Genomic DNA, 25,884 nt, shown 5'->3' on the forward strand with positions numbered 1-25,884 from the left:
TGCTGGGGCCTTACTACTCTCAAAAATACACTACCTTTGCAGCCGCAAATGAGTAGTAAATCAAAAAAGCATTTCTCCGCCATTATTCGGCTCTTTAAAAGTGAGTACAGTGTTGATGCGCTGCGCAATACCATAGCCGTAATCCTCCCAATTATTTACTTCTTTTATTTAGGATGGCCCACCACGGCCATTGGTATTGGCATAGGTGCACTCATGATTTGCATGACCGATTTACCTGGTAACCGTAGCGATAAAATCAAGGCCGCTTGGATCACTAACCTCATTTTTACTTTCGTAGCAACCATTACCGCTTGGAGCGCCAGCGTGCCAGCCCTAATGATGCTGACCGTTGTACTGATCACCTTCATGTTAACCATGCTAGGCATTGTAGGCCAACGCATGAACGCCATCGGTTTAATGGGCATTATTTTAGCCACCTTTACCATTGGTCTTAAACCTGCAAACCCATTATTGTATGGTAATTATATCTTCCTAGGCGGCTTGTGGTACTCGCTGATTAGCCTTTCCCAAATTTGGATTTTCCCATACCGTTCCCTACGTAGGGCCATCAAACAAACTGAAAGGGATACGGCTGCATTATTGAAACTAAGAGCAAAAGGCTATGACCCTGAATTTAGTCTATCGGGTTTTAACCAAAGCAATATGCGCTTACACCTAAAACTGGCCAACCAGCATGAGCTAATTAGGCAGCTATTATTGAGCGATGAAAGAGCGATGCGTGAAGTGAGTGTCAAAGGAAAGTTTTTTTTAGAGAAATCAACCAACCTTATCGACCTTTACGAACAAGTAAGTGCTGTACATTACGATTATCCATACCTCCGTAATCAATTCGTATCCACAGGAGTTTTGCCGCTTATTCAAAGCAGCATTGAAGTTTTGGCAAAATTGCTTACTCATCCCAACAGTGATGCCTTAAGCAAATTTGAGAGTTTACGTTTGCAACTGCTTCAAAAAGTGGAAGAGCTAGATAGCGAAAAAGCAAGTTTACTGCAACAAATCTTGACCAATATCGATGAAATCAGCGCTTTAATTGCTGCCATTCATCAGCCAAATATTACTATATCATCAAACGAAGAAGAAGTTCGCGTTCGGGATTTTTTAACACCAGCTCCCATACAAGCCAATGCCATTAAGCAGCATTTTTCAATGCAGTCGCCTGTATTTCGTTTCTCTTTACGACTATCAACCCTGTGTTTAATTGCATTATTGCTTATTACCTGGCTTTCCGACGAACATTATAGTTATTGGCTGCTATTAACCATGGTTATTGTGAGTAGGCCAAGTTATGGACAAACCGTGAAACGTAATGCAGAGCGTTTTGGTGGAACTGTTATTGGATTATCAATAGGCTGGCTGGTCATTAATAGCGTTGGCACTCCTTGGCAATTATGCATAAGCGTGATAGGGCTCTTCATTTTCTTTGCCTTTAATCGCTCAGCTTATAGCATTAGTGTTATCGGCATTACGCTTTCCGTTATTCTTTGTTTAAATGTTTACGAAGGAAATTTATGGCAACTCGTCTCAGATAGGGTCTTATTTACCGTTTTAGGCATCGCCTTGTGTTTAGCTGCCACCTTTTTGTTTCCTATTTGGAATGCCCCTAGGTTAAGTGTGTTACTCACCGAAGTTTTAAAAGCAAACCACTTATACCTTCAATCAGCGCTAGAACTAAAGCCACATCATCTTACTTCCATTCATCAAACCCGTTTAGCTCGTAAATTAAGTCATCAGCGTTTGTCAATGCTGAGCGAAGCCATAAAAGCTGCACACAATGAGCCTTTCCGTAAAAAGTTAAACTGGCCATTAATTAACCGTTTACAACTTTTAAATTATCAATTAAACGTGCTAATTGCCACTTTGGCTTCCATGCAAAAGCAAAGTAAATCGTTATTGACCCTTAATGAGATAAAGCAAATTAACGAACACCTGAAAAATTCTTTAACACAGGCAGAAACACTGGATTTACATCGTCAATTTGTACTTCCATCATGGGGAAGTCGTCCATTAAATTTAGTAGAGGTTTCTACTCATCTGAGCAAACTCATCAAACCTTAAAGTATTTTTTGAAGCAGAGAAATACTACAAAACACAACCGATAGTCCTGCTTTTCGCTACAATCTTTTTGTGTCCAAACGCTTAAAATCTATGAGGTTTTTTCCGAGGGCAAAAAGTATTTCCGCTTCAATCAGGGCTATTTTAGAGCGGTACACCATTAAAATATAACCGCAAAGAAAAGTATAAGCAACGCTAAGAACGCAAAGGATATCAACATTCTTTGCGTCTCTTTGCGAAAACTTCCAAAACTTCGCGGTAAAAAAATCAACGCTAACAATTAAACTGATAATCACCATTCATTTTTTACTTTTGCCTTTTAATTTGATACTTCATAAATGGCTTACGATGCGATAATTATTGGTGCTGGTGCTTGCGGATTAATGTGTGCGGTGCAAGCAGGCTTTTTGGGAAAGAAAGTGATTGTGTTGGAAAAGAATGATAAGCCAGGCGCTAAAATTTTAATTTCTGGTGGCGGCCGTTGCAATTATACCAACATCGGTGCTACACATGAGCAATTTATCTCTGCCAATGAGCATTTCGTAAAATCAGCCTTTAAACAATGGACGGTAGAAGATTCCATCAACTTTTTTGAAACTTACGGTATTTATGGTGCCGAGAAAACCTTGGGTCAACTTTTTCCGGAAGGCAAAAATGCAAAAGATGTGGTAAATGTGTTTACATCGCTTTGCGAAGAAATGGGACAGCAAATTTTATGCAATGCAGAAGTTACTTCCATCAACAATAATGACGGAGAATATCAGGTCAATTACCGCATTAACCAAAAAGAAAAAACCATTGCAGCGCCCAAATTGGTGATTGCTACGGGTGGTTTGCCAATTCCTAAAATGGGAGCCACAGATTTTGCGCTGAAATTTGCCAGAAAGCACGCTTTAAATATTGTAGAAACAGCACCAGCTTTGGTGCCTTTAACCATTACGGGTAAAGATGAAGATTGGTTTGCCCAACTCTCTGGAAATTCGGTTTTTTGCAAGGTGAGTAATGAAGAAGCCAGTTTTGAGGAAAATATCTTGTTTACCCATTGGGGCCTAAGCGGTCCAGCCATTTTACAAATTTCAAGCTATTGGCGTAGGGGCCAGGAAATAAATATTGACCTCTTGCCGAACGAAAATATTTTACAGATTTTAAGTACTGAACGTCAACATAACGGACGCATCCAATTATCTACTTTATTAAATAGGTTTTATACCAAGAAATTCACAGATGCGCTAGGTAAATTTCTGCCCTTAAGTAAAACCATAGCCGATTTAACCAAGGCCGAAATGGAAGCTTTGGAGCAAACCATCCATTATTTTAAGGTAAAACCTGCTGGTGATAAAGGCTATGATAAAGCCGAAGTGATGCGTGGTGGTATTGATACCAACGAACTATCGTCTAAAACCTTAGAAAGCAAAAAACTTATTGGCTGCTATTTTGGTGGCGAATGTGTAGATGTTACAGGTTGGCTAGGTGGCTATAATTTCCAATGGGCTTGGGCCAGTGGCTACGTGATCGCGCAGTGTATTTAAGGTATTTCGACCATAGTGTAGTCCCGAATGCTGGGGAGATTCTCTGTCATATGAACAAATTAAAACCTTTGCGTTCTTGGCGTAACTCCTATTTTTTCTTTGCGGTTAGGGTTCATCGTCATTTCGACGAAGAATGAGGAGAAATCTAACTATTGCTAGATTTCTCACTATGTTCGAAATGACGGACAATGCTAATTTCTAATCACAATTTGGAACCGTAAACGTCCACGTTTCAGCCATTTTATAAGGTAGGGAAAAAGCCACCCCTTTATCCATTTCAAACCACAATTTCGGACGCATTTTCTCTCTGCTGATGGTTTCGTTCATGGTCATGCTGTCATAAATACGACCGTTAATCATCACATACTTAATCTTCTCCGAATTCCTAATGTCATCCAAAGGATTATCTTCCATAATAATTAAATCAGCAAGCTTACCAGGCTCTAGGGAACCTAATTCTTTGCCCATTCCTAAATATTCAGCCCCGTTAAGCGTAGCACATTTGATTGCTTTTAATGGATCCATTCCACCTTGCACCAACATCCAAAGCTCCCAATGCGCACCTAAACCTTGTATCTGTCCATGAGCACCCAAGTTCACTTTAGTGCCACCGTCAGCAATTTGTTTAGTTGCCTTGGCGACTTCAATGTGTCCATAATCGCCATATTCAGAAGTCGTTCTACGACGGGCACGAGAATCGATAATCGCCCTTGGTGTAAAATTTAACAACCGCTCGTTTTCCCAAACATTGGTACGGTCATACCAATAGTTTTCGCCCCATTGACCACCGTAGGCCACAATTAAAGTAGGCGTGTAGGCCACATTGGTGTTATTCCAAAAACTCACTACATCCTTATAAGCAGGCGCTACTGGAATACTGTGTTCAATGCCCGTATGTCCATCAGCAATTTGGGTCATATTGTGGAAAAAGGTAGAACCACCTTCGGGTACCACTTCCATTTTTAACTGTCGGGCAGCTTCTAAAATCTGCTGACGTTGGTCCCTACGTGGTTGGTTGTATGATTTTACTGAAAATGCACCTACAGCTTTCAATCTGCGCAGGTGCGACAAAGCATCATCTAAACTGTTAATGGTTACCTTAAAATCACCATCAGCACCGTAAAGAATAGAACCTGTTGAATAAACCCTTGGTCCAACCATTCTTCCTGCTTTCAGCATTTCACTTTGACTAAACACCATTTCAGTATTGCTCGAAGGATCGTGCGAAGTAGTAACGCCGAAACTCAAATTAGCCAAGTAAGACCAATCCTGTTGTGGACTAATGCCATCAGGACTTGTCCTTAAGTGAGCGTGAACATCCACAATACCTGGCATAATGGTTTTGCCCGTTACATCAAGCACTTTAATATCTGCTGGAATAGGCACTTCATCTACTTTGCCAATCGCTTTAATTTTATTGTTTTCAATCAAAATGGTACCTTCTTCAATCACTTGGTCACCTTTCATAGAGATGATTCTGGCACCTTTTAAAGCCACTAATCCAGTAGGAGCATCAGTTTTTAATTTCAATCCAATAGAAAGTCCAACAGTATCTGGTTCTGGTAGTACTTGTGGAGCCCCTTCAATAAAAGAAAAGGTGTTTTTGATTTCTCTGTTATAGTATTTTTCACCCAAAGTCCAAAGCAGCTTTTTGCTGTCGGCACTCCAGTGCAAGTAGGTCCCAGCATCTTTGGTCACTCTCGCCAAAGGGATGGATTTATTGCCTGCTGAAAGGTCTAAAGCAGTTCCAGCGGTAACCATTGGCGTAATGTAGGCATTAAACAGTTCCGTAAAAGCCATCCATTTCCCATCAGGACTTGGACAAAATTGTGTAGCGTATTGAGAAGTGTAGTGAGTGCGTTCATTGCCACCATTCAAATCCACACTTTTAAAAGCCTTTTTGCCAGCTTCGTAACTTTGATAGAAAATACGGGTGTCATCGCCATTAAATTGAGGTTTAATGCCATTATCCAATACCAAAGTTTTAGGTCCACCATTGGCCGACATCACGAAAATGCCATTATTTTTGCCATAAGTTAAGCCCAAAACTTCATTACCAACCCCTTTTCTGAAAACAATTTTATCACCTTTGTTAGCGTAGCTAGGAGAGTAGTAGTAGCCTTTTTCGTCGGTTAAACTCACAGTTTTACCTGTTTTTAAATCCGTGCGTTTAATGGCTCCTTTAAACTCGTCACTCCAAGTCGTATAAATCACAAACTTTCCATCAGGACTAAATTTAGGTTCAAACTCAAAGTCCAAGCCGCTGGTCAACCTTTCTGGTGCACCGTTAGGTAATTCCTTTTTATACAGATAACCAGCGGCATTAAATACCACGGTTTTGCCATCGGGCGAAGTGGCCAGTTGCCTAATCATTTTAGCGGTAAACTCATTGGTATACACCTGCTGGTCGAAATGCAAGGCATCCTGTACAGTTTGGTTGGTGGTTACCTCAAATGGAATATCATTTACGTATAAATTACTAAGCTCCACCTGTCTGATTTTTCCTTTGGCATAAAAGATGATTTTCTTAGCATCTGGAGTCCATGCAAAATTTGGATAAACCCCAAAAATGGCCCAAGTTTCTTGTTGGTCTTTTGTAAGGTCATCGTAAATTGGATACTCTTCTCCTGTTTTCAGGTTTTGGATGTAAAGCACTGATTTCAATCTCACTCGCTTCACATAAGCGATAAACTTGCCATCAGGCGATATTTGTGGACGTACCGAACCGCCTTGGTCGGCAATCAAATTATTTAATTTTCCAGTATTTAGATCTAACTGACGAATGGCATAAATCAAGCCGTTAGGGTCTTTGCTGTATTGAAAAGATGGACCTGGAGAAACATCCTCACTAAAATAGAGGTATTTGCCATCAGGTGATACATTCGGTTCGCCAGCATCTTGTTGATCGTTTTTGCGTTTGGTGAGCTGTACACCATCGCCACCATAAATGCTGTACATCCACATTTCACCAGCACCTAATGAACGTGATGCCGTAAAATGCTTACGAGCAATGATATAATCGCTATTAGGCATCCAAGTAGCATTGTTCAACAACCTGAAAGACTCTTTAGTGATTTGTTTTTTGTTGCCGCCTTGTCTATCCATGATCCAGATATTGTCGGCGCCATTTTTATCGCTCGTAAACGAAATATATTTGCCGTTTGGACTAAAACGAGGTTGTACTTCATAAGCAATACCACCACTTAAAAGTTTGGCTGTGCCCCCTGTAATAGGCATTACGTAGATATCACCCAATAGGTCGAACACAATTTCTTTACCATCAGGACTCACATCCAGATTCATCCAAGTGCCTTCGTTGGTGGTAATACTGAAGTTTTTGGTAGGACCTTTGTATTTTTCAATGTCCCATTTCGGTGTTTCTTTTTTCTCTTGGGCATAGGTTGAACCCAAGGCGCATAATAATGCTGATGCTAATAAATACTTCCTCATTCTTATTTAGTACTAACAAATATTTAATCTTCGCAATTTAGCTATTTCTTGCCACAGATGCACGGATATCATCTTTTGATTTCTACGGGTATATTTTTAGCCATTGAAGCTACTAAGAAAAAATAAAGCAATTTTTACGTTTGTGGCCAGATATTTTTAGAAAAGCAAAATCCGCATTCCATTGGCCACATTAGCCCTGCTGTACGCTGCTATCTTTTTGTGCCGTTTTGCTGTCATTCCGAGGAACGAGGAATCTGTTTCTGATTAGTATGAACTTACAGATCCTTCACTAACGTTCAGAATGACAGATAAACACAAAAAGTATATCCACTACATCAGGTTTAGCAAACAAAGGCAATACAAAAAACAATCAGTCAACTCAGGTTATACGGATTAAAGCAAAGCAATTGCATCTATGATAAAATCTCTTTTTTGAAAAGCGATGATGGTTTCATAGTTTTGGGTTTGCCAATCTATGACTGCAACAGAAATTTTAAAGAAATATTGGGGCTTTGATGTCTTTCGTCCGTTGCAGGAAGAAATTATCCAATCAGTCATTAAAAAACAGGATACTTTAGCCCTGTTGCCTACAGGCGGGGGGAAGTCTATTTGTTTTCAAGTACCCGCAATGATGAAGGAAGGCATTTGCATCGTGGTATCGCCGCTCGTGGCTTTAATGAAAGACCAAGTAGAAAACTTGAAAGCCAAGGGGATAGAGGCTATTGCCATTTACGCGGGGATGGGCAAACGGGAAATTGATATTTTGCTGGATAACTGCATTTACGGCAACATCAAATTCCTATATCTTTCTCCCGAGCGTTTATTATCTGAGCTGGTACGGGTTCGTATTTCCTATATGAATGTAAATCTCATCGCTATTGACGAAGCGCACTGTATTTCGCAATGGGGTTACGACTTTCGTCCACCGTATTTGAAGATTAAAGAACTGCGGGAAATATTACCTAATACGCCTGTTTTGGCCTTGACCGCTACCGCAACACCAGAAGTAAGGACAGATATCATCGAAAAATTGGAGATGAAAGAAGCTCAGGTTTTTGTAAAGAGTTTCTCTCGTAAAAACCTTAGTTATGTGGTCTTTAATTTGGATGATAAGCATAAAAAACTGATAGAGATTTGTAAGAATGTTAAAGGCTGTGGCTTAATCTACGTAAGAAATAGAAGGGAAACCGCCGAAGTGGCGAATTTCCTTCAACGAAATAACATCTCTGCCGATTTTTACCACGCTGGCTTAGAGAAGGATTCGAGATTTCAGAAGCAAGAAGACTGGAAACAAGATAAAATTAGGGTAATGGTGGCCACCAACGCTTTTGGAATGGGCATCGATAAACCTAATGTGCGTTTCGTTATCCACTTGGATTTGCCAGAAAGCTTGGAAGCCTATTATCAGGAAGCTGGTAGAGGAGGTAGGGACGAAAAAAGAGCTTTTGCCGTATTGCTGACCAACAAAGCCGACCAAATGATATTGGAAGCAAAATATGCCGATAGCTTCCCATCGGTGGATGAAATCAAAAAAGTTTACCATTATCTTGGAAACTATTATCAATTGGCTTACGGAGCAGGTCAGGGGTTGAATTTTGATTTTGACTTGGCTGCTTTTTGCAAACGTTTTGGTATTGGTGTGATTAAAACCATGGCCGCATTGAAGTTTTTAGAAAGAGATGGCTATCTGGTTTTGTCGGAAAATATTTTTATCCCATCAAGACTAATGTTTACCGTAGGTCATGAAGATATTTATAGATTCCAAATTGAAAATGCGGCTTTTGATCCCATTGTTAAAACGATACAACGCTCATACGGAGGTGCATTTGATGGTTACGTAAAAATTAGCGAGAGTGATTTATCCAATAGGTTGAGGATTTCATATAATGATGTGATTGCTTATTTGAAAAAGTTGCAGGAGTACGAGGTGATTTCTTATTTGCCCCAAACCGATCAACCACAATTACAGTGGGTAACACCACGTTTGGATATGTTGCATTTAGATGTAGATGCTAAATTTATCCAGCTTCGTAAGCAAATACAAAGCACGCAAATTGAAGCGGTGTTGGCATATGCCTCCAATACCATTTGTAGAAGCGTGCAATTGTTGACTTATTTTGGAGAGGGCGGTGCCGAAAAATGTGGAGTTTGTGATGTTTGCTTGGCCGAAAAAAAGCAGGAAGACCTCGCAGCGTATAATGATACCATTGACTTTGAAATTTGTACCCTGTTGCAAAGTCAGCATCTCGACTTAGATGAACTGGTAAAAAGCATTCAAACAGGTACCGATAATGATAAAATAGAACGAATTAGGGAACTTTTGGACGCTGGCAAAATCAAAACCGATGGCAAGAAATATTATTTATAGATTTTTAATAACCAATTAACCAATTAACCAATTAACCAATTAACCAATTAACCAATTAACCAATTTTCATACCTTAGTTGCAAATCAACAGGTAAATCTAAATAAGCTTTTTCTTAGTTTTATTTACTCAGGATTAACAAATTAGGAATTGCCAACTTTTAGTTATCTTTGTGTTTGTTAGTAAAATCAAGTGAAAGATGAGTTACGTAATGTCCTTTCAGGAAAGAGCAAAGTTAGGTTTGGAGAAATTATCCAAACAATATCCAGTTACCTTAGAAAAAGCACGCGAACAAGCACAGCACCTAAAGACTCAAAGCTCTTCAAAAAACAAGAAACAGAGGTTTTAGAAAGATTCATTGCCGAGAAAAGTCTTTGGATAGATGATATAGATTTCTCTAAGTATGTAAGCGAAGGAGCGGAACAAAAAGTTTATCTAAAAGACGATAAGCACGTTATTAAACTTAATGATGCTATTTATTACTTATCTTGGATAGATTATTTTCACAATCTTCTACTACATAACTACTTTTTCTCCGATACTGCGTACGAATTACTGGGGTTTACAATGGACCAGAACAATGTGTTGTATGCTGTGGTTCAACAAACTTTTGTAACAGTTACAACCATAACAGATTTACAAGAAGTGAAAGACTTTTTAGCAAAAAATGGTTTTTCTAATACTAGGAATCACGACTATTTCAATTCTGAATTAGGGATTATTTTAGAAGATTTACATGATGAAAATGTACTCACCAATAACGGGATTCCTTTCTTTATAGATACCGTTTTTTATCTAACGAATGAATTTTGGAAAGATTGATAATTGCAATTAACCAATTTTCCTATCTTAGCCGCTGCCATTCAAACTACAATGCAAACTAAAAACGACAAAAAAACTATCCGCTCTTGGGCCTTTTTTGATTGGGCCAATTCAGCTTATAATCTCGTAATTACTTCTACCATATTTCCAGCCTATTATACAACAATCACTTCCGATAAGGATGATAGTACCATTGACTACGTTTATTTCTTTGGGTATAAAATCGTCAATTCGGCACTGTATAGCTACGCCATGGCTTTTGCCTTTTTAGTGATTGCCTTACTATCGCCCATATTGTCTTCTATTGCCGATACCCGTGGTAATAAGAAAATTTTCATGAAGATGTTTACTTACATTGGCGCTGTCGCTTGTGGTACGCTTTTCTTCTTTGAAATTAATGCAGAAAAAGGGGTGGATACCTTGAATTTCAGTATCATCATGTTTGTTTTAGCTGCTATTGGATTTTGGGGGAGTTTGGTGTTCTACAACTCTTACTTGCCAGAAATTGCCACAGTCGAAAAACAAGATGATGTGAGTGCCAAAGGCTATATGTATGGCTATATTGGCAGTATCATTTTACAAATTATCTGCTTTGTATTTGTATTCAAGCCAGAATGGTTTGGTATTGTAGATGCCTCCATTCCAGCACGCTTATCTTTCTTACTAGTAGGAATTTGGTGGATAGGATTTGCGCAAATTCCGTTTAAGAACTTGCCAAAAGGAAGCCCTGATTATAAAGCTGAAAAGAAGAATATCATGACCAGCGGCTTTCAGGAGCTTAACAAGGTTTGGAAACAGGTAAAACAAATGAAATACTTAAAACGCTTTCTGTTTGCCTTCTTTTTTTATTCAATGGGGGTGCAAACCGTGATGTTGATTGCTGCATTGTTTGGAGAAAAAATATTGCATTTACCTACCTCAAAGCTCATTGCAACCATCTTGATTTTACAATTGGTGGCTATTCCAGGCGCCATGCTGATGTCGTACCTTTCTTCCAAAAAATTTGGCAACGTAAATGTACTAATAGGGGTGGTTACCATTTGGATTGGATGCTGTATTGCCGCTTACTATATTGATACCGAACTCCAATTTTATGCACTAGCTGCAGTAATTGGTCTGATCATGGGTGGTATTCAATCTTTATCACGTTCTACATATTCTAAATTTTTGCCACAACACAGTCCAGACCATACCTCGTTTTTTAGCTTTTACGATGTAACAGAGAAGGTTGCGTTGGTTTTCGGGATGTTCAGTTTCGGTTATATCGAGGTGTTAAGTGGAAGCATGCGTAATTCTGTTATTGCATTGGCCCTGTTTTTTGTTTTAGGTTTAGTATTTTTGCTGCTTCTTAAAAAAGTGCAGCCCAAAGCAGTGGTTGTTGATTAAAAGTGGAGACTGAAGAATAGCATGAAGATAGAACTGTTTATCCCTTGTTTTGTAGACCAATTATATCCCGAAACGGCATTTAATACCATTAAAATTCTTGAAAAGGCTGGATGCGAAGTGGCTTATAATTCGAAGCAGACTTGTTGTGGACAGCCTGCATACAACGCAGGATATTGGGAACAAGCAAAAGAGATAGGCACTAAATTTCTAGCTGATTTCTCAGATACAGAATATATTGTAGCTCCCTCGGCTTCCTGTGTAGGAATGGTAAAGACAGGTTATAACGATTTGTTTACCAATACGATGGTGCATAATAAATGCAGAAGTTTACAATCTAATATTTTCGAGCTTTCCGATTTTCTGATCAATGTATTGAAGAAAGATTACTTTGGTGCAGAGCTGGAGGGAAAAGCCGTTTATCATGATTCGTGCAGCGGGTTAAGGGAGTGTAAAATCAAAGCAGAACCGCGTCGGCTTTTATCGAAGGTGATTGGTTTGGAGATGTTGGAAATGAAAGATACCGATATGTGCTGTGGCTTTGGTGGTACTTTCGCCGTAAAATTTGACGCGATCTCTTCGGCAATGGCAGAGCAAAAAGTGAATAATGCTTTAGAAATGGACGCTGATTATATCATTTCCACAGACCTTTCTTGTTTGATGCATTTGGATGGCTATATCCAAAAAAATAACCTTGCTATCAAAACCATGCACCTTGCAGACGTATTGGCAAATGGTTGGTTAGAAAGCACTGAATACTAATTGCTTCCATCTTTTGTAAAACTCTGGTTATAATCGAAAGAAATTAACCTTTTTTAATATCGCATTACTCTAAAGTGATTTACTTTTGTTTTGCTTATTATATTGAAATAACCAATCATGAAAAAAATATTTATCGCCTTTTTAGGCCTTTTAGCTTTTACGTTAAATGCTCAAGCACAAAAGAAATCTGGTGCCATCCAGTTTGAAAGTGTGATTGACCCAGTTGCGGCGGCAGAAGCTAGTGGTAGACAAATCCCTGAGGAAATGAAAGCCCGTATGCCAAAATCTATCAAAGCCAATTACGAATTACTTTACAATGCCACAAACGCCAGCTTTATGCCTGTAACAGAAACAGAGGATAGCAACAGTGGGGGCGGGGGTAGACCAGGTGGTGGTTTTAGATTTGGTTTTGGTGGTGGAGGTAATAGAGAATATTACTACACTTTTGCCGACCAAAAAGTAGTAGAAGTTTTTGATATGATGGATACTACTTATGTAATGCCTACCAAACTTGCAGCAACAGGAAACAACCCGATGAATGGTAACGGTGGAAGAAATAACAACCAAAGCAACAGTGCCGTACAATTTTTAAATGTGCCACCAACCATCGAGGTGATTAAAACTGATGAAACTAAGAAAATTGTAAACCTAGATTGCAAAAAAGTAATTATCAGAACTACCCGTAAAGCAAAAGTGTTAAACATGGACAAAGATGTGGTAGAGGAAACAGTTTTATGGTATACCAACGATTTAGGCTTTAACTTTTCTCCAATGCCAAACCTTTGGACAGAAGGTGCTGTTTTAGCCATTGAAATTAAAGGAGGTGGTACCACTGCAAAAAGTATTGAGTACAGAGGCGTGAGCAATAAAGATGTAACTGCCCCTAAAAAAGCAGTAGCCATTACACCAGAGCAATATCAAGCCAAAATGGAAGCAATGATGGCTAGGTTTAGAAATAACAATAACCGTGGTCAGGGTGGCCAAACCAGAGCGGTAATTAATTAAGAAATTCCATTTTATATTTTTTCTGAATGTCTCGGCCATCGTCGGGACATTTTTTTGTCAATTGATTGGTTTCCCGCAGATTTCGCTAATTAGAAACGCAGATTTAAGGAGGTCTTATTTAGCAATTTAATATCGGCGTAAATCTGCGGCTAAGTAATAGAACGGTTCTGTCTAAATCTGCGGGAAATTTACATTCCGTTCACTTTCCTAAAAATAGATTTAGATATATCATCGGTATTGAAGTTTACTAGCAAACCCAATTTCAGTCCAGAGAGCTTTAAATAGGTAATAATTTGTTTGTGGTGAACATTCATGAGCATTTCTACAGATTTTAATTCTATAATTACTTTATCCTCAACAAGAAAATCTAATCTGTAGGCTACATCCAAATGAATAGTTTCGTATTGCATTGGTAGAGGCACTTGTGTAGCATAAAAAAGTCTTCTTCTACCTAATTCAAATCCCAAGGCCGCTTCATAAGCAGATTCTAAAAGGCCAGGTCCGAGATTGTTGTATACGTCGAAAATAGCTCCACGTATTTCATAAGAGATTTCGTTTTCAGTCATTATTTCATAGACAGGTTGATTAAAGATAAATTTTATCTGTGAAAATCAGCGGAAAAAATCTTCTAATATCTGTGGTTAATTAGAATTCAATTCAAAAAATCTATCTAAAAACCCTATCTTTGCACCAAAATAAAATCACACACGTAAGTGATTTTGCAAATCAATTTATTTTAAACTTTAAATCATAGTTGTAGATGATTAACATTACATTACCTGATGGCTCTGTTCGTCAGTATGAAAAGGGTACAAATGCCCATCAAATTGCCCTGTCAATCTCAGAGGGTTTAGCACGAAATGTTTTAGCGGCAGAAGTAAACGGAGAAGTTTGGGACAGTTCACGTCCAATTGAAGCTGACTCTGCGGTTAAATTGCTGACGTGGAATGATACCGAAGGAAAGTCGACTTTCTGGCATTCATCAGCGCACTTAATGGCCGAAGCATTAGAGGCACTTTATCCAGGTACAAAATTTGGGATTGGCCCAGCTATTGAAACTGGTTTTTACTACGATGTAGATTTCGGTGATAGAGAGTTCTCTTCTGATGATTTTAAGCAGATTGAAGACAAAATGCTAGAATTGGCTAAACAAAAAGAAGTTTTTGAACGTAAAAGCGTAAGCAAAGCGGATGCTATCCAATACTTCACTGAAAAAGGAGACGAGTACAAATTAGATTTGATTGACGGTTTAGAAGACGGAAAAATTACTTTTTATACACAAGGTAGCTTTACTGATTTATGTCGTGGTCCACATATTCCAAACACTAGTTTCATCAAAGCCATTAAGCTGATGAACGTTGCTGGTGCTTATTGGAGAGGTGATGAAACTAAAAAACAATTAACGCGTATTTACGGAGTAACTTTTCCTAAAGCAAGTGAATTGACCGAATATCTTCACATGATTGAAGAGGCCAAAAAACGTGACCATCGTAAATTAGGTAAGGAATTAGAATTGTTCACCTTCTCAGAAAAAGTGGGCATGGGCTTACCGATGTGGTTGCCAAAAGGCACTGCATTACGCGAGCGTTTAGTTCAATTTTTAACCAAAGCGCAGCAAAAATCAGGTTACGAGCAAGTAATTACGCCACATATTGGGCATAAGAACTTATACATTACCTCTGGTCACTACGAGAAATACGGAAAAGATAGTTTCCAACCGATCAAAACACCGCAAGAAGGAGAGGAGTTTTTCTTAAAACCAATGAACTGTCCTCACCACTGTGAGCTGTATAAGTTTAAACCTCGTTCTTATAAGGATTTGCCAGTTCGTTTTGCCGAATTTGGTACCGTATATCGTTACGAGCAAAGTGGTGAGTTGCATGGTTTAACTCGTGTACGTGGTTTTACTCAAGATGATGCGCACTTGTTTTGCCGTCCAGACCAAGTAAAAGAAGAGTTTAAAAAAGTAATTGATTTGGTACTTCACGTATTTAAATCTTTAGGTTTTGATAACTATGTGGCTCAGGTTTCATTACGAGACCCAGAGAATAAAGCAAAATACATTGGTTCTGATGAGAATTGGAAACTAGCTGAAACTGCAATTATTGAAGCAGCAGAAGAAAAAGGTTTGCCTACTGTAGTAGAATATGGTGAAGCTGCTTTTTATGGACCAAAACTAGATTTTATGGTTCGTGATGCGCTGGGTAGAAAATGGCAGTTGGGTACTATTCAGGTAGATTACAATCTTCCAGAGCGTTTTGAGCTAGAATACACAGGTAGTGATAACCAAAAACATCGCCCTGTAATGATACACCGTGCACCTTTTGGTTCAATGGAACGTTTTGTAGCTGTGTTGATCGAACACTGTGGAGGTAACTTCCCATTGTGGCTTTCACCAGAGCAATACATCATTCTTCCTATTTCAGAAAAGTATGAAGAATATGCAAAAAAAGTTTCAGAAGAATTAAATAATTCCGATATTCGCGGTCTGATTGACTTTCGTGATGAAAAGATTGGAAGAAAAATCAGAGACGCTGAGGTTAAAAAACTGCCTTACATGCTTATTATAGGCGAAAAAGAGATGGAAGAAGGAAGGGTTTCGGTTCGCAAGCACGGTGAGGGAGATTTAGGAAGCATGACCTTAGCAGAATTTAGTGCATTAATTAACAAAGAAATAACAGTTTAACAAGGAAAGCATTTGGCATTAGGAAGACCAGGATTTAATAGGGGACCACGTCCACCTTTTAAGAAAAAAGAAGCAGAACATAATATTAACGAGCATATTCGTGCTCAAGAGGTTAGGCTGGCTGGGGATAATGTAGAGCAGGGAATTTATCCTTTGTCAAAAGCGTTGGCATTTGCTGATGAGTTAGAGCTTGACTTGGTAGAGATTTCTCCAAACGCAAACCCACCTGTTTGCCGTATTATGGACTACAGTAAGTTCATGTACGAGCAAAAGAAAAAGCAAAAGGAAATCAAAGCTAATGCTAAGCAAACCGTTATCAAGGAAATTCGTTTCGGACCTAATACCTCTGACCACGATTTTCAGTTCAAATTAAAGCATGCCATTAGCTTTTTAGAAGCAGGTGAGAAAGTTAGAGCTTACGTACACTTCAAAGGAAGAGCAATTGTTTACAAAGAGCAGGGAGAAATTTTGTTGCTTAAGTTTGCACAAGCGCTAGAAGAAGTGGGTAAGGTTGAGTTATTGCCTAAATTGGAGGGTAAACGTATGTTTTTAACCGTAGCCCCAAAAGCAACCGCAAAGAAATAATAAATTATATAAACAAAATCAGGTTATGCCAAAAATGAAAACCAATTCCAGTGCTAAAAAGCGTTTTTCGCTTACTGGAACAGGTAAAATTGCAAGAAAGAACGCCTACAAAAGTCACATCTTGACTAAGAAGAGTACTAAACGTAAGCGTAACTTAACCAACACTAGTTTGGTAAACGATGCAGATATGGGCAACGTTAAACGTATGCTTTGCATTGGTAAGTAATTAATTTTTAACCAGGTGAACGGTAGTAAGTTTGTTGAAATACACAGCACCGCTTATCAAAAACACAACACATTATGCCTCGTTCGGTAAACGTAGTAGCTGCTAGACGCAGAAGAAAAAAAGTCCTAGACATGGCCAAAGGCTATTGGGGCTCAAGAAGCAAGGTTTTTACCATTGCTAAAAACACGGTAGAAAAAGGTTTGCAATATGCATACCGCGACCGTAAAGCTAAGAAAAGAGAATTCCGTGCATTATGGATTCAACGTATCAATGCTGGTGCTCGTGAGCACGGTATTTCTTACTCGCAATTGATTGGTAAATTAGCTGCAAAAAACATCGGTTTAAACCGTAAAGTTTTAGCTGACTTAGCAATGAACAATAAAGAAGCTTTTAAAGCTGTTATTGATGCGGTAAAATAGGATACTAAAAATATCAAGAAAAAAGGGAGCGATGAAAATTGTTCCCTTTTTTGTTTTAATGACTAAAACTATTTTGCTTCGGTTTTTGTTCGTTTTTAAAAAGAATAAAATATGTCCAAGTTTTCAGATTTAATTAATGGTGATAAACCTGTGTTGGTCGACTTTTTTGCTGAATGGTGTGCACCCTGTAAAGCAATGGGGCCAATATTGACCGAGCTGAAGAGTCAAATAGGAGATAAGGCGGCTATTATTAAGGTTGATGTCGATAAAAACCAAGCTGCTGCTAGCGCATTTAACGTGCAAGGTGTTCCTACTTTTATTTTGTTTAAAAAGGGAAAAGCTATTTGGCGACAAAGTGGTGCTGTTCCAGCTCCTCAATTGAAGCAGTTAATTGAGATGCACGCTTAAAGCATATTACACTTTCACGATTTTGGTTGGAGTAATGGCAAATACCAAATCGTTTTCTTTTGCCTTTACGAGCTGCAAACCTGTAAAATTGCTAAATGCAGGAAGAATGGCATGATGCTCTCCAAAATAAAAGCAAGGAAATTTTAATCGCTGTTTTGCATTATTGTAAATGCTAATTCCTGGGTGAATATGGCCACTAATTGTATATAAATTTGAATTGCAATGTGTCAAATCGTGTATGAAACAAAATTTATCAGTTTGATAGTTAGGTTCTTGAACTTCGATAGCTAAGTTTTTATAAACCTTTTCTGATTGTTTGTCATGATTTCCCTTTACCAGTATAAAATTGATCTCCCTGAAGTTCTCTTTCCATCTTGCAAATTCATCAATTTCAGCGTTGTAATCGCTATGGAACATGTCTCCGTTGATAAGTAATTGCTTTGGAAAATATTTTTCCATTAATCCTGCCAGCCTGCTTAAATCATTTTGTGATACGCTATTGGGAACGGCTAAGCCCGCTTTACGAAAATGAGCAGCTTTGCCCAAATGTAAATCGCTGATGGCTAATAATTGCTCACTAGGCAAATAAATTGCTCTTTCTTTATCTAATATGAATTCTTCTTCTCTAATCGAAATTTTCACTTTTTTTTAGGAATTAGTGGTTAGTTATGCTGTTTTTCTACTAAGCCATCATTTCGCCCTTGCGGAGACCGTAAAGCAGCTGCAAAGTAAAATCTTTCAAAGTACATTACAAACCATTAAGAAATTAAAGACATTATGTTTTCAGGATACCTTAATCTTTCTTTAACTCATTTAAAAACTTCTTTCTTCATCCTTTCAATACGGTGTTCCAATTCTTCTGAGCTCATATTTGCCCTTAAGCTATCTACTTTGATTGGAAATGACAATGGTGTAAACCTTTTAGGGTAGGTAATCACGATGTTGCTATTTTGAATACGGTTTAGTGCTGCTGCTAATCTAGGTTCTTCCAATTGCTGGTAAAAAACTTCCTCATAAGCTTGTCTTAACAGTAGATTATGTTTGTCGTAATCATTAAAAACATTGAAAAACAACCCCGCGCTACTTTGCAAGTGCTTGTTGGCGATGTATTTACCTGGATAGCCTTGGAAAACCAAACCTGCGATACAGGCAATATCACGAAACTTCCTTCTGGCCATTTCCGTGGAGTTAATGCTCAAAGTAATGTCTTCCGCTAGGTTTTTGGGCGAGAAAACTTCATAAGCAATACCGTCGTCCATAGGTATTTCTATATCGCTAAGTAATTCAAAACCATAATCATTCATGGCAATAGAAAAGGTAATTGGCACTAACTTGCTCAAGCGATAGGCAACCAGTGCTCCTAAAATTTCATGTACCAATCTGCCTTCAAAGGGATAAGCAAATAAATGAAAACCTTCACGATTATTAATCATTTCGATGAGCAGTTCATCACTTTTAGGTACATGAGATCTTTCTTCTTGTATTTTAAAAAGTGGATGTACAATATCCAGTTCCTCATCTTGATGTGTTTGGTCTAGCACTTCGTTGTATTTTTTACGTAATACTGCCCCTAAATTGGAAGAAAGGGGCAAACGCCCACCCAGCCAGCTTGGAGAAATGGCTTTCTTTTGTTTACTGCGACGAACAATGACTGTCATCTCTTTGATTTGTACAAACTCTAAAATTCGCCCTGCTAGCACAAAACTATCACCAGCTTTCAGCTTAGAAACGAAGTATTCTTCTACCATACCAATGTAACCACCACTTAGGAACTTTACTTTTAGCATGGCATCACTAACAATAGTACCAATATGAAGTCGGTGTCGCATAGCAATTTGCCTGCTTTTCACCTTCCATAGTCCATCTTCGTCTTTTATTACCTTTTTAAATTCGTTGTAAGCGGTTAGGCTGTCGCCACCAGAGGTGATAAATTGCATGGCCCAAGCCCATTCGTTAGGAAGTAGCTCCTTAAAAGCATTGGTTTGTTTTACTTCTTCATAAATTTGCTTGTCATCAAAGCCATCGCCTACGGCAAGTGTGACTAAATACTGTATTAAAGTGTCGAAAACCATTACAAAAGGTTCTCTACTTTCAATATTATTTTCTTTTGCGGCTTCTTTTATCGCGGCAGCTTCCACCAGTTCAAGTGCGTGCGTAGGTAAGAAATATATTTTAGAAACTTCAAAAGGCGAATGACCAGAACGTCCAGCACGTTGCAAAAACCTAGCTACTCCTTTTGGGGAACCAATTTGTACTACCGTATCCACAGGTTTAAAATCTACACCTAAATCTAAGGAAGAAGTGGCAATAACGGCTTTCAATAGGCCACTATGCAAACTGTCTTCAATCCAATTTCTTAACTCAAAATCAATAGAGCCATGGTGAATGGCTATCCTGCCAGCTAAGTCAGGTTCGATATCCAACAGATGTTGATACCAAATTTCCGATTGTCCACGAGTATTAATGAAAATAAGCGTGGTTTTGCTTTTATTGATGATAGGAATGAGTTTATGGGCTAATTTTAAACCTAAATGTCCAGCCCAAGGCAAGGTTTCTATGGTGTCTGGTAGGATGGATTTGATTTGTATCTTTTTCTCTAATTGTGCTCTAACAATCATTTTCTTAGCAGATTCCTCGGGAACAATGACCTCTAATGCTTCTTGTATATTACCTATGGTTGCCGAAATACCCCATACACGCAGTATTTCATTCCCATGCTCCTTTTGCAATCCTTTTATTCTAGAAACGGCTAATTCTACCAGTACACCACGTTTGCTGCCCAATAGTTCGTGCCATTCGTCAGCGACGATACATTTTAGATTTTTAAATAGACTGGAGGAACCTTTCTGGGCCAATAGTAAATGTAAACTTTCGGGAGTAATGAGCAATATTTCGGGCATTGCTTTTTTCTGCTGAAGTTTCTCTGCTTGTGAGGTATCGCCATTGCGAACACCCACCAGCCAATCGAGTCCTATAGCCAAAAGCACTTCTCTCATTGCCCTAGCAATATCCTTAGCCAAAGATCTTAAAGGAGTAATCCAAATGAGTTGTACGCCTTTTGCTGGTTTATCCTGATTTAATGCTTCGATGACGACACCTAAAAAGACGGAGAAGGTCTTCCCAAATCCCGTTGGAGCATTTACCAAGCCACTATATCCCTGCAAATAATACTCCCAAGTATCCTTTTGGAAATCAAAAGGCTTCCTTTTATCGGCCTTGAGCCAAGAGATGATCTGTTGATAGCCTTTCGTTTTTTGCATAAATCAATGATATAAACAAATGAAATGTTTAAATGATTAAAATAATTTTATCATTGATGAAAATTTGTGTTTCTACTGAAGAATGGTATTTTAGCGGCAAATAACCATTATGAAATTTTCAGCTCTTTTTGCTTCATTATTATTAATGTCGTGTATTGCTTCTTTTGCCCAGGATTCGAAGAAATCATCGTTTAACATTCTTATCGGGCCTAGCTTGCCTGTAAGTGATTTTGGAGATAAAGATATCAGCGATCCAAGTGCTGGATTGGCTAAGACTGGTGCTTTTTTAGCTTTTGAATATGATCATAGATTATTAAAAAATATTTATTTAACAGGAAGATTGTCGGGAAGTGTAAATGGCGTCGATTTTGCTTATAATGCACCTACAGGTTCATCTTTAAAGATGTCGATGACGAATTGGAAGAATGCTAATGTTTTTATAGGTTTTAGTTACATACATCATATCAGTACCCGCTTTAATCTTATTGCTAGAACATTGGGAGGGCTTCAATATACGAGTTCGCCTGAAGTTAAAATTGCTATTTCAGGTGCCTTTAATGGTAATAGTGTACAAGAATCAGCTGGTGCAACTTCACTTGGGGTTCTTTTGGGAGTGGGCTTTAATTATCATATTTCTCAAAATTTTGGTTTAAGATTAATTGCCGATTACGGAGCTGCTAAGCCAACATTTGATATTAAGGCAAGTGGTAGTGGGATCAGTAATGACCTATCAAGTTCCCAAAATATTAATTTGATTAATTTAGGGATAGGGATGTCTTTTAAGCTGTAATGCTTAATTAGAATTTAATAATTGTCTCAAATCATCCAAGGTGTTAATTTCATCAACGTTTTTGTCTTTTCGCCAACGAGCGATTCGAGGAAAGCGTAGTGCTAAACCAGCTTTGTGACGCTTACTTTCGGCAATGCCTTCAAATGCAATTTCAAATACTAGTTCTGGCTTAACTGTGCGTACTGGCCCAAATTTTTCAATCGCATTTTTATTTACAAAGCTGTTTACTTCCTTTATTTCCTTATCCGTTAATCCAGAATAAGCTTTTGCAATGGTAATAAGTTTTTCGCCATCACGTACTGCAAAGGTGTAGTCGGTGTAAAAATTGGCTCGGCGACCACTGCCTTTTTGCGCATAAATCATTACGGTATCAACGGTATAAGGATTGATTTTCCATTTCCACCAATCGCCCCGTTTTCTGCCTGAGTGAAAAATAGAATTAAGGTTCTTCAACATAATCCCTTCACTATTAATTTCACGGGCCGTTTCTCTAATTTCGGCCAATTGTTGCCAGCTGTTAAAGCTAATGATAGGAGATAGGAGCACCTTGTTTTTGTGGCTGAGTTGGTTGATGATTTTTTCTAGCCAAGCTCTTCGTTGTGACAAGGTTGAAGTTCTGATGTCTTTTGCTTTATGCTCTAGTAAATCGTAGGTGAAAAATCCAATAGGGGCATTCTCTAATTGGTTTTTACTGATGGTTTTACGATTTAGGCGCTGTTGTAAGGTGCTAAAAGGGAGAACTTTCCCATCTTTTACGGCAAGAATTTCTCCATCTAATACGGTTCCATCTGGCAATTCATCTTTGAGGAAATGTAGTTCTGGGAATTGTTCGGTGACCAATTCTTCGCCTCGGCTCCAGATAAATAATTCGCTGTTTCGTTTTACGATTTGTCCTCGTATACCATCCCACTTCCATTCGGCTTGCCAATCTGCAGTATCACCAAGATTTTTAGGTTCGGTATCTAGGGCATAAGCGAGGCAAAAAGGATAAGGCCATGAATTATCTGTGTTTACATGACTACCAGAAGTCAGTTCTGCATAGCTAATGCTGTTGGGTTGCCATTTACCCATAATGCTGTGCATAATTTTATTGGCATCTTGTTGACTTTGCTTGGCGATGGCATTGACCAACATTTTATTGGAAACGCCAATTCTGAAATTGCCAGAAATGAGTTTGTTGAAGATGAACCGTTCTTGCGTGGTTAAACTGTTCCAAGCGGTAAGTACATAGGTTTTCTTTTCTTCATCGGTTTTGCCTTGAAGTTCAGCCAGCTCTGTTATCCATTGATGTAAAGGTTTTTCTATGGTATGTTCGGCAGTTGGCAATACCAAAGCTACGGTTTCGCTAAGGTCGCCCACATTGTGGTAGCTTTCGGTAAATAGCCATTCGGGAATGTCGCTAAGTGCTATTGCCCATTGTTTGATGAGGTTGGTACCAATTGGCCGCTTAGGCTTTTTGCCTGTAAATAGAGCGATGACATAAGGTTTGTCATTTTCATCGGCTTCACTAAAATAATTAACCAAAGCTTCTATTTTGTCATTGGTTTTATTGCTTAGTTCCAGTTCCTGTATCAGTTGGGCAAAACGCTTCATATTTTGGTTTGATCCTCTTTAACTTCATTTTCAACTACCTTTTCTTCTGCTTCTTCTTCCTCTCCGTATTGCGTTTTAACCTCTTGGGCACTAATGCCTATCTCATTTAAATATCGGCTGAAAATAGCCGTACTTCCGTGTGTTACCATTACTTTTTCGGCTTCGGTAGCTTTTATGGCAGTGAGTAAGCCTGCCCAATCGGCATGGTCGCTAAGTGCAAAACCAGCATCGGCACTGCGCCATCTTCTACCGGCTCTTACAGCCATCCAACCACTGCAAATTCCAATTGCAGGATTAATAAGATTCTTCACCCATTTGCTATCTGCTAATGCTGGGGGCACAATGACTATCCCTTTTTGCAACTCGTCCTTCTTTATTTCTGGAGTGATTTTGATGGTTGAAGGTAGCGCTACACCAGCATCAATAAATGCCTGATTAAGATTGGCAATGGTTTGGTGCACAAAAATGGGCTCATTGCCAGCCAGGTGTTTAATTAATCTTTGTGCTTTTCCTAAACTGTAGGCTATTAAGATGCTGGTTTTGTTTTTTTGAAGATTACCTGCTACCCAATTTTTAATGCTCTCGAAGAGCTGTTTTTGTGGCTGCCATTTATATATAGGTAAGCCAAAAGTGCTCTCTGTAACGAAGGTATGGCATTTTATAGGTTCAAAAGCGGTGCTAATACCATCGTACTCGGTTTTGTAGTCACCAGAAACCACCACAATTTCGCCTTTGTATTCCAGTTTGATTTGCGCAGAGCCAATGACGTGTCCTGCAGGAAATAAAGTAAGTTTTACACCATTAATGTCGATGGTCTTTTGGTAAGCTAAGGTTTCTACATTATCAAACAAGCCATATCTTTCTGTTAAAATGGGCTTGGTTAAGGGATGGCATAAATAGTTTTTGTTTCCCCATTTTGCATGGTCAGCATGGCCGTGGGTAATCACGGCTTTATCTACAGGTTGCCAAGGATCAATGTAAAAATTGCCTCGCTTGCAATAAATACCTTTGTTGGTGAATTCTATTAATGCCATTATCGTTTAATAACGGATATTTTAAAGGATAGTTTTGAATCATTTATCGGAAGAATGGCCGATAAATTATATTATCGGCTTTTTTGCCGATATTTTAAATTATCGGTTAATTAGCCGATATTTTGTATTATCGGCTTTTTTGCCGATATTGGTATTATGATTGCAGTAATAACAGGCGATATTATTAATTCAAGGGAATTATCTCCTCAATGGATGGCTACTTTAAAAGAGACCTTATCAGCTTTGCCAGAAAGAAAATCAAGATGGGAAATTTTTCGTGGCGACAGTTTTCAGGTTGAATTGCCAATGACAGAGGCTTTGCTAAATGCCTTATATATCAAAGCTTGTATCAAAACCATCAAAGGTGCTGATGTGAGAATGAGCATAGGTTTGGGAGAAATTACAATTGTTTCGGAAAAGGTAACTGAATCTAACGGAGAAGCTTATGTCAATTCGGGTGAAGGGTTTGATACGCTTAAAAGTAATAAGGTGAACCTTTTGGTCAAAAGTCCATCGTCAAGATTTGATGAGGACATGAACTTATATCTTAAACTGGCCTTAATTACCATGGATGGATGGAGTCCAACAGCTTCGGAAGTGGTAAAGCATATGCTCGAAAATTACAACGAAAAGCAAGATAAAATTGCCCAAATATCGGGAAGAAGCCAATCTTCTATTAGCGAAGCACTAAAACGAGCGCATTTTACCGAAATCATGGAATTGGAAAATAAGTATAGGAAGTTGACTGCCGAAATCTTTAAAAAATGGAAATAGCATTAATTAAATTTTTACTGGCTCATGTGCTTGGCGATTTTTTCCTTCAGCCAGATAAATGGGTAGTAGAAAAGGAAAGCCTTAAGCTCAAATCAAATAAGTTGTATTGGCACGTAGGTATTCACGTAGCATTGGTGTTTGTGTTTTTCTTTTCTTTAGATGTTTGGCCACAGGCAATCATTATTGGGGTTAGCCATTATCTGATAGATGCCTGTAAACTGGTTTTTCAGAAACCAAAAAATAAACGCGTTTGGTTTTTTGTAGATCAAGCATTGCATATTATGGTAATCGTTGCTTGCTGGTTAAGTATGTCGGCAACGGCAAATATCAATTTTGCTTTCCTGTACGAACAAAGATTCTGGCTCTACATTTTTGGCGCATTATTACTCTGCTCGCCTACAGCAGTCGTTATTAAAGTGGTTATAGCGAGGTTTATTCCTGATAAAAATTCAATTTCACTACAAAATGCTGGTAAATTTATAGGCATTTTAGAGCGTTTACTGATTTACGTTTTTGTGTTAACTGGACATTTTGAAGCAGTAGGATTTTTATTGGCTGCAAAATCTATTTTTAGGTTTGGTGATTTAAGGGAAGCTAATGAACTTAAACTTACAGAATATGTTTTAATAGGGACTTTGTTAAGTTTTGGGATTGCTTTAGGGGTAGCTTTGGGAGTTGCGCAATTAAATTTATAGAACAAACATTACATTTTTAATCTC

The 25,884-nt window shown here is 38.5% G+C and carries 21 protein-coding genes; 15 read left to right on the forward strand and 6 right to left on the reverse strand.

Features of this window, described 5'->3' with window-relative positions; translation table 11 throughout:
* Positions 1-48 precede the first annotated feature (48 nt).
* Both DUT70_RS03280 and DUT70_RS03290 read left to right on the forward strand, forming a co-directional pair.
* A complete protein-coding gene (locus DUT70_RS03280) occupies positions 49-2,076 on the forward strand; it encodes an FUSC family membrane protein (RefSeq protein WP_113645857.1) in 2,028 nt (675 codons plus the stop codon).
* A 335-nt stretch (positions 2,077-2,411) separates the two neighbouring features.
* Complete coding sequence (locus DUT70_RS03290) at positions 2,412-3,602, forward strand: BaiN/RdsA family NAD(P)/FAD-dependent oxidoreductase (RefSeq protein WP_113645859.1); 1,191 nt, start codon at positions 2,412-2,414, stop codon at positions 3,600-3,602.
* Between the two features lie 198 nt (positions 3,603-3,800).
* On the opposite strand, the gene DUT70_RS03295 is transcribed toward DUT70_RS03290, so the two are convergent.
* Positions 3,801-7,052: an amidohydrolase family protein gene (locus tag DUT70_RS03295; RefSeq protein WP_113645860.1), complete on the reverse strand. Its 3,252-nt coding sequence runs from the start codon at positions 7,050-7,052 to the stop codon at positions 3,801-3,803.
* A 475-nt stretch (positions 7,053-7,527) separates the two neighbouring features.
* On the opposite strand from DUT70_RS03295, the gene DUT70_RS03300 reads away from it, so the two are divergent.
* The 5 genes from DUT70_RS03300 to DUT70_RS03320 all read left to right on the forward strand — a co-directional run bounded on the left by DUT70_RS03300 (position 7,528) and on the right by DUT70_RS03320 (position 13,390).
* A complete protein-coding gene (locus DUT70_RS03300) occupies positions 7,528-9,420 on the forward strand; it encodes a RecQ family ATP-dependent DNA helicase (RefSeq protein ID WP_113645861.1) in 1,893 nt (630 codons plus the stop codon).
* 190 nt (positions 9,421-9,610) lie between these two features.
* Positions 9,611-10,240 (forward strand): putative polyvalent protein kinase domain-containing protein, encoded by a 630-nt coding sequence (locus DUT70_RS03305; protein ID WP_113645862.1) that lies wholly within the window; start codon positions 9,611-9,613, stop codon positions 10,238-10,240.
* A gap of 51 nt (positions 10,241-10,291) precedes the next feature.
* Complete coding sequence (locus DUT70_RS03310; protein ID WP_113646551.1) at positions 10,292-11,626, forward strand: MFS transporter; 1,335 nt, start codon at positions 10,292-10,294, stop codon at positions 11,624-11,626.
* A 21-nt stretch (positions 11,627-11,647) separates the two neighbouring features.
* Positions 11,648-12,385, forward strand: coding sequence for a (Fe-S)-binding protein (locus tag DUT70_RS03315; protein ID WP_113645863.1), 738 nt, complete (start codon positions 11,648-11,650; stop codon positions 12,383-12,385).
* A gap of 117 nt (positions 12,386-12,502) precedes the next feature.
* Entirely contained in the window at positions 12,503-13,390 is an 888-nt protein-coding gene (locus DUT70_RS03320) for a hypothetical protein (protein ID WP_113645864.1), read from the forward strand.
* A gap of 188 nt (positions 13,391-13,578) precedes the next feature.
* Here DUT70_RS03320 and DUT70_RS03325 read toward each other — a convergent pair whose 3' ends face one another.
* Positions 13,579-13,956, reverse strand: coding sequence for a GxxExxY protein (locus tag DUT70_RS03325; RefSeq protein ID WP_113645865.1), 378 nt, complete (start codon positions 13,954-13,956; stop codon positions 13,579-13,581).
* A 194-nt stretch (positions 13,957-14,150) separates the two neighbouring features.
* Between DUT70_RS03325 and thrS the strand changes: the two genes are divergently transcribed.
* The 5 genes from thrS (at position 14,151) to trxA (ending at position 17,714) form a co-directional block, all read left to right on the forward strand.
* Complete coding sequence (gene thrS, locus DUT70_RS03330) at positions 14,151-16,076, forward strand: threonine--tRNA ligase (protein ID WP_113645866.1); 1,926 nt, start codon at positions 14,151-14,153, stop codon at positions 16,074-16,076.
* 12 nt (positions 16,077-16,088) lie between these two features.
* A complete protein-coding gene (gene infC / locus DUT70_RS03335) occupies positions 16,089-16,661 on the forward strand; it encodes a translation initiation factor IF-3 (RefSeq protein ID WP_113645867.1) in 573 nt (190 codons plus the stop codon).
* Between the two features lie 25 nt (positions 16,662-16,686).
* On the forward strand, positions 16,687-16,887 hold the full coding sequence (gene rpmI / locus DUT70_RS03340) for a 50S ribosomal protein L35 (protein ID WP_113645868.1): 201 nt from the start codon (positions 16,687-16,689) through the stop codon (positions 16,885-16,887).
* A gap of 74 nt (positions 16,888-16,961) precedes the next feature.
* The gene (rplT, locus tag DUT70_RS03345) at positions 16,962-17,306 is read left to right on the forward strand and encodes a 50S ribosomal protein L20 (protein WP_113645869.1); all 345 of its coding nucleotides are present in this window, start codon (positions 16,962-16,964) and stop codon (positions 17,304-17,306) included.
* Between the two features lie 111 nt (positions 17,307-17,417).
* Positions 17,418-17,714 carry a thioredoxin gene (trxA, locus tag DUT70_RS03350; protein ID WP_113645870.1) on the forward strand — a complete coding sequence of 99 codons (297 nt, stop codon included), beginning with the start codon at positions 17,418-17,420 and terminating at the stop codon, positions 17,712-17,714.
* 6 nt (positions 17,715-17,720) lie between these two features.
* Here the strand turns inward: trxA and pdeM are convergent, their stop codons facing one another.
* Complete coding sequence (pdeM, locus tag DUT70_RS03355) at positions 17,721-18,356, reverse strand: ligase-associated DNA damage response endonuclease PdeM (RefSeq protein WP_113645871.1); 636 nt, start codon at positions 18,354-18,356, stop codon at positions 17,721-17,723.
* A gap of 167 nt (positions 18,357-18,523) precedes the next feature.
* Positions 18,524-20,974, reverse strand: a complete 2,451-nt coding sequence (locus DUT70_RS03360) for a ligase-associated DNA damage response DEXH box helicase (RefSeq protein ID WP_113645872.1) — start codon at positions 20,972-20,974, stop codon at positions 18,524-18,526.
* A 109-nt stretch (positions 20,975-21,083) separates the two neighbouring features.
* Between DUT70_RS03360 and DUT70_RS03365 the strand changes: the two genes are divergently transcribed.
* Positions 21,084-21,764 (forward strand): hypothetical protein, encoded by a 681-nt coding sequence (locus DUT70_RS03365; RefSeq protein ID WP_128353282.1) that lies wholly within the window; start codon positions 21,084-21,086, stop codon positions 21,762-21,764.
* A gap of 3 nt (positions 21,765-21,767) precedes the next feature.
* Here the strand turns inward: DUT70_RS03365 and DUT70_RS03370 are convergent, their stop codons facing one another.
* Positions 21,768-23,357: an ATP-dependent DNA ligase gene (locus DUT70_RS03370; protein ID WP_113645874.1), complete on the reverse strand. Its 1,590-nt coding sequence runs from the start codon at positions 23,355-23,357 to the stop codon at positions 21,768-21,770.
* The gene (locus DUT70_RS03375; RefSeq protein ID WP_113645875.1) at positions 23,354-24,391 is read right to left on the reverse strand and encodes a ligase-associated DNA damage response exonuclease; all 1,038 of its coding nucleotides are present in this window, start codon (positions 24,389-24,391) and stop codon (positions 23,354-23,356) included. The genes DUT70_RS03370 and DUT70_RS03375 overlap by 4 nt, the downstream gene beginning before the upstream one ends.
* A 156-nt stretch (positions 24,392-24,547) precedes the next feature.
* Between DUT70_RS03375 and DUT70_RS03380 the strand changes: the two genes are divergently transcribed.
* Together DUT70_RS03380 and DUT70_RS03385 are read left to right on the forward strand one after the other, a co-directional pair.
* A complete protein-coding gene (locus tag DUT70_RS03380) occupies positions 24,548-25,165 on the forward strand; it encodes a SatD family protein (RefSeq protein ID WP_113645876.1) in 618 nt (205 codons plus the stop codon).
* On the forward strand, positions 25,156-25,860 hold the full coding sequence (locus DUT70_RS03385) for a DUF3307 domain-containing protein (protein ID WP_113645877.1): 705 nt from the start codon (positions 25,156-25,158) through the stop codon (positions 25,858-25,860). The genes DUT70_RS03380 and DUT70_RS03385 overlap by 10 nt, the downstream gene beginning before the upstream one ends.
* The last annotated feature ends 24 nt before the right edge of the window (positions 25,861-25,884 follow it).

The organism is Pedobacter chitinilyticus, assembly GCF_003313385.1.
GTDB lineage: Bacteria > Bacteroidota > Bacteroidia > Sphingobacteriales > Sphingobacteriaceae > Pedobacter > Pedobacter chitinilyticus.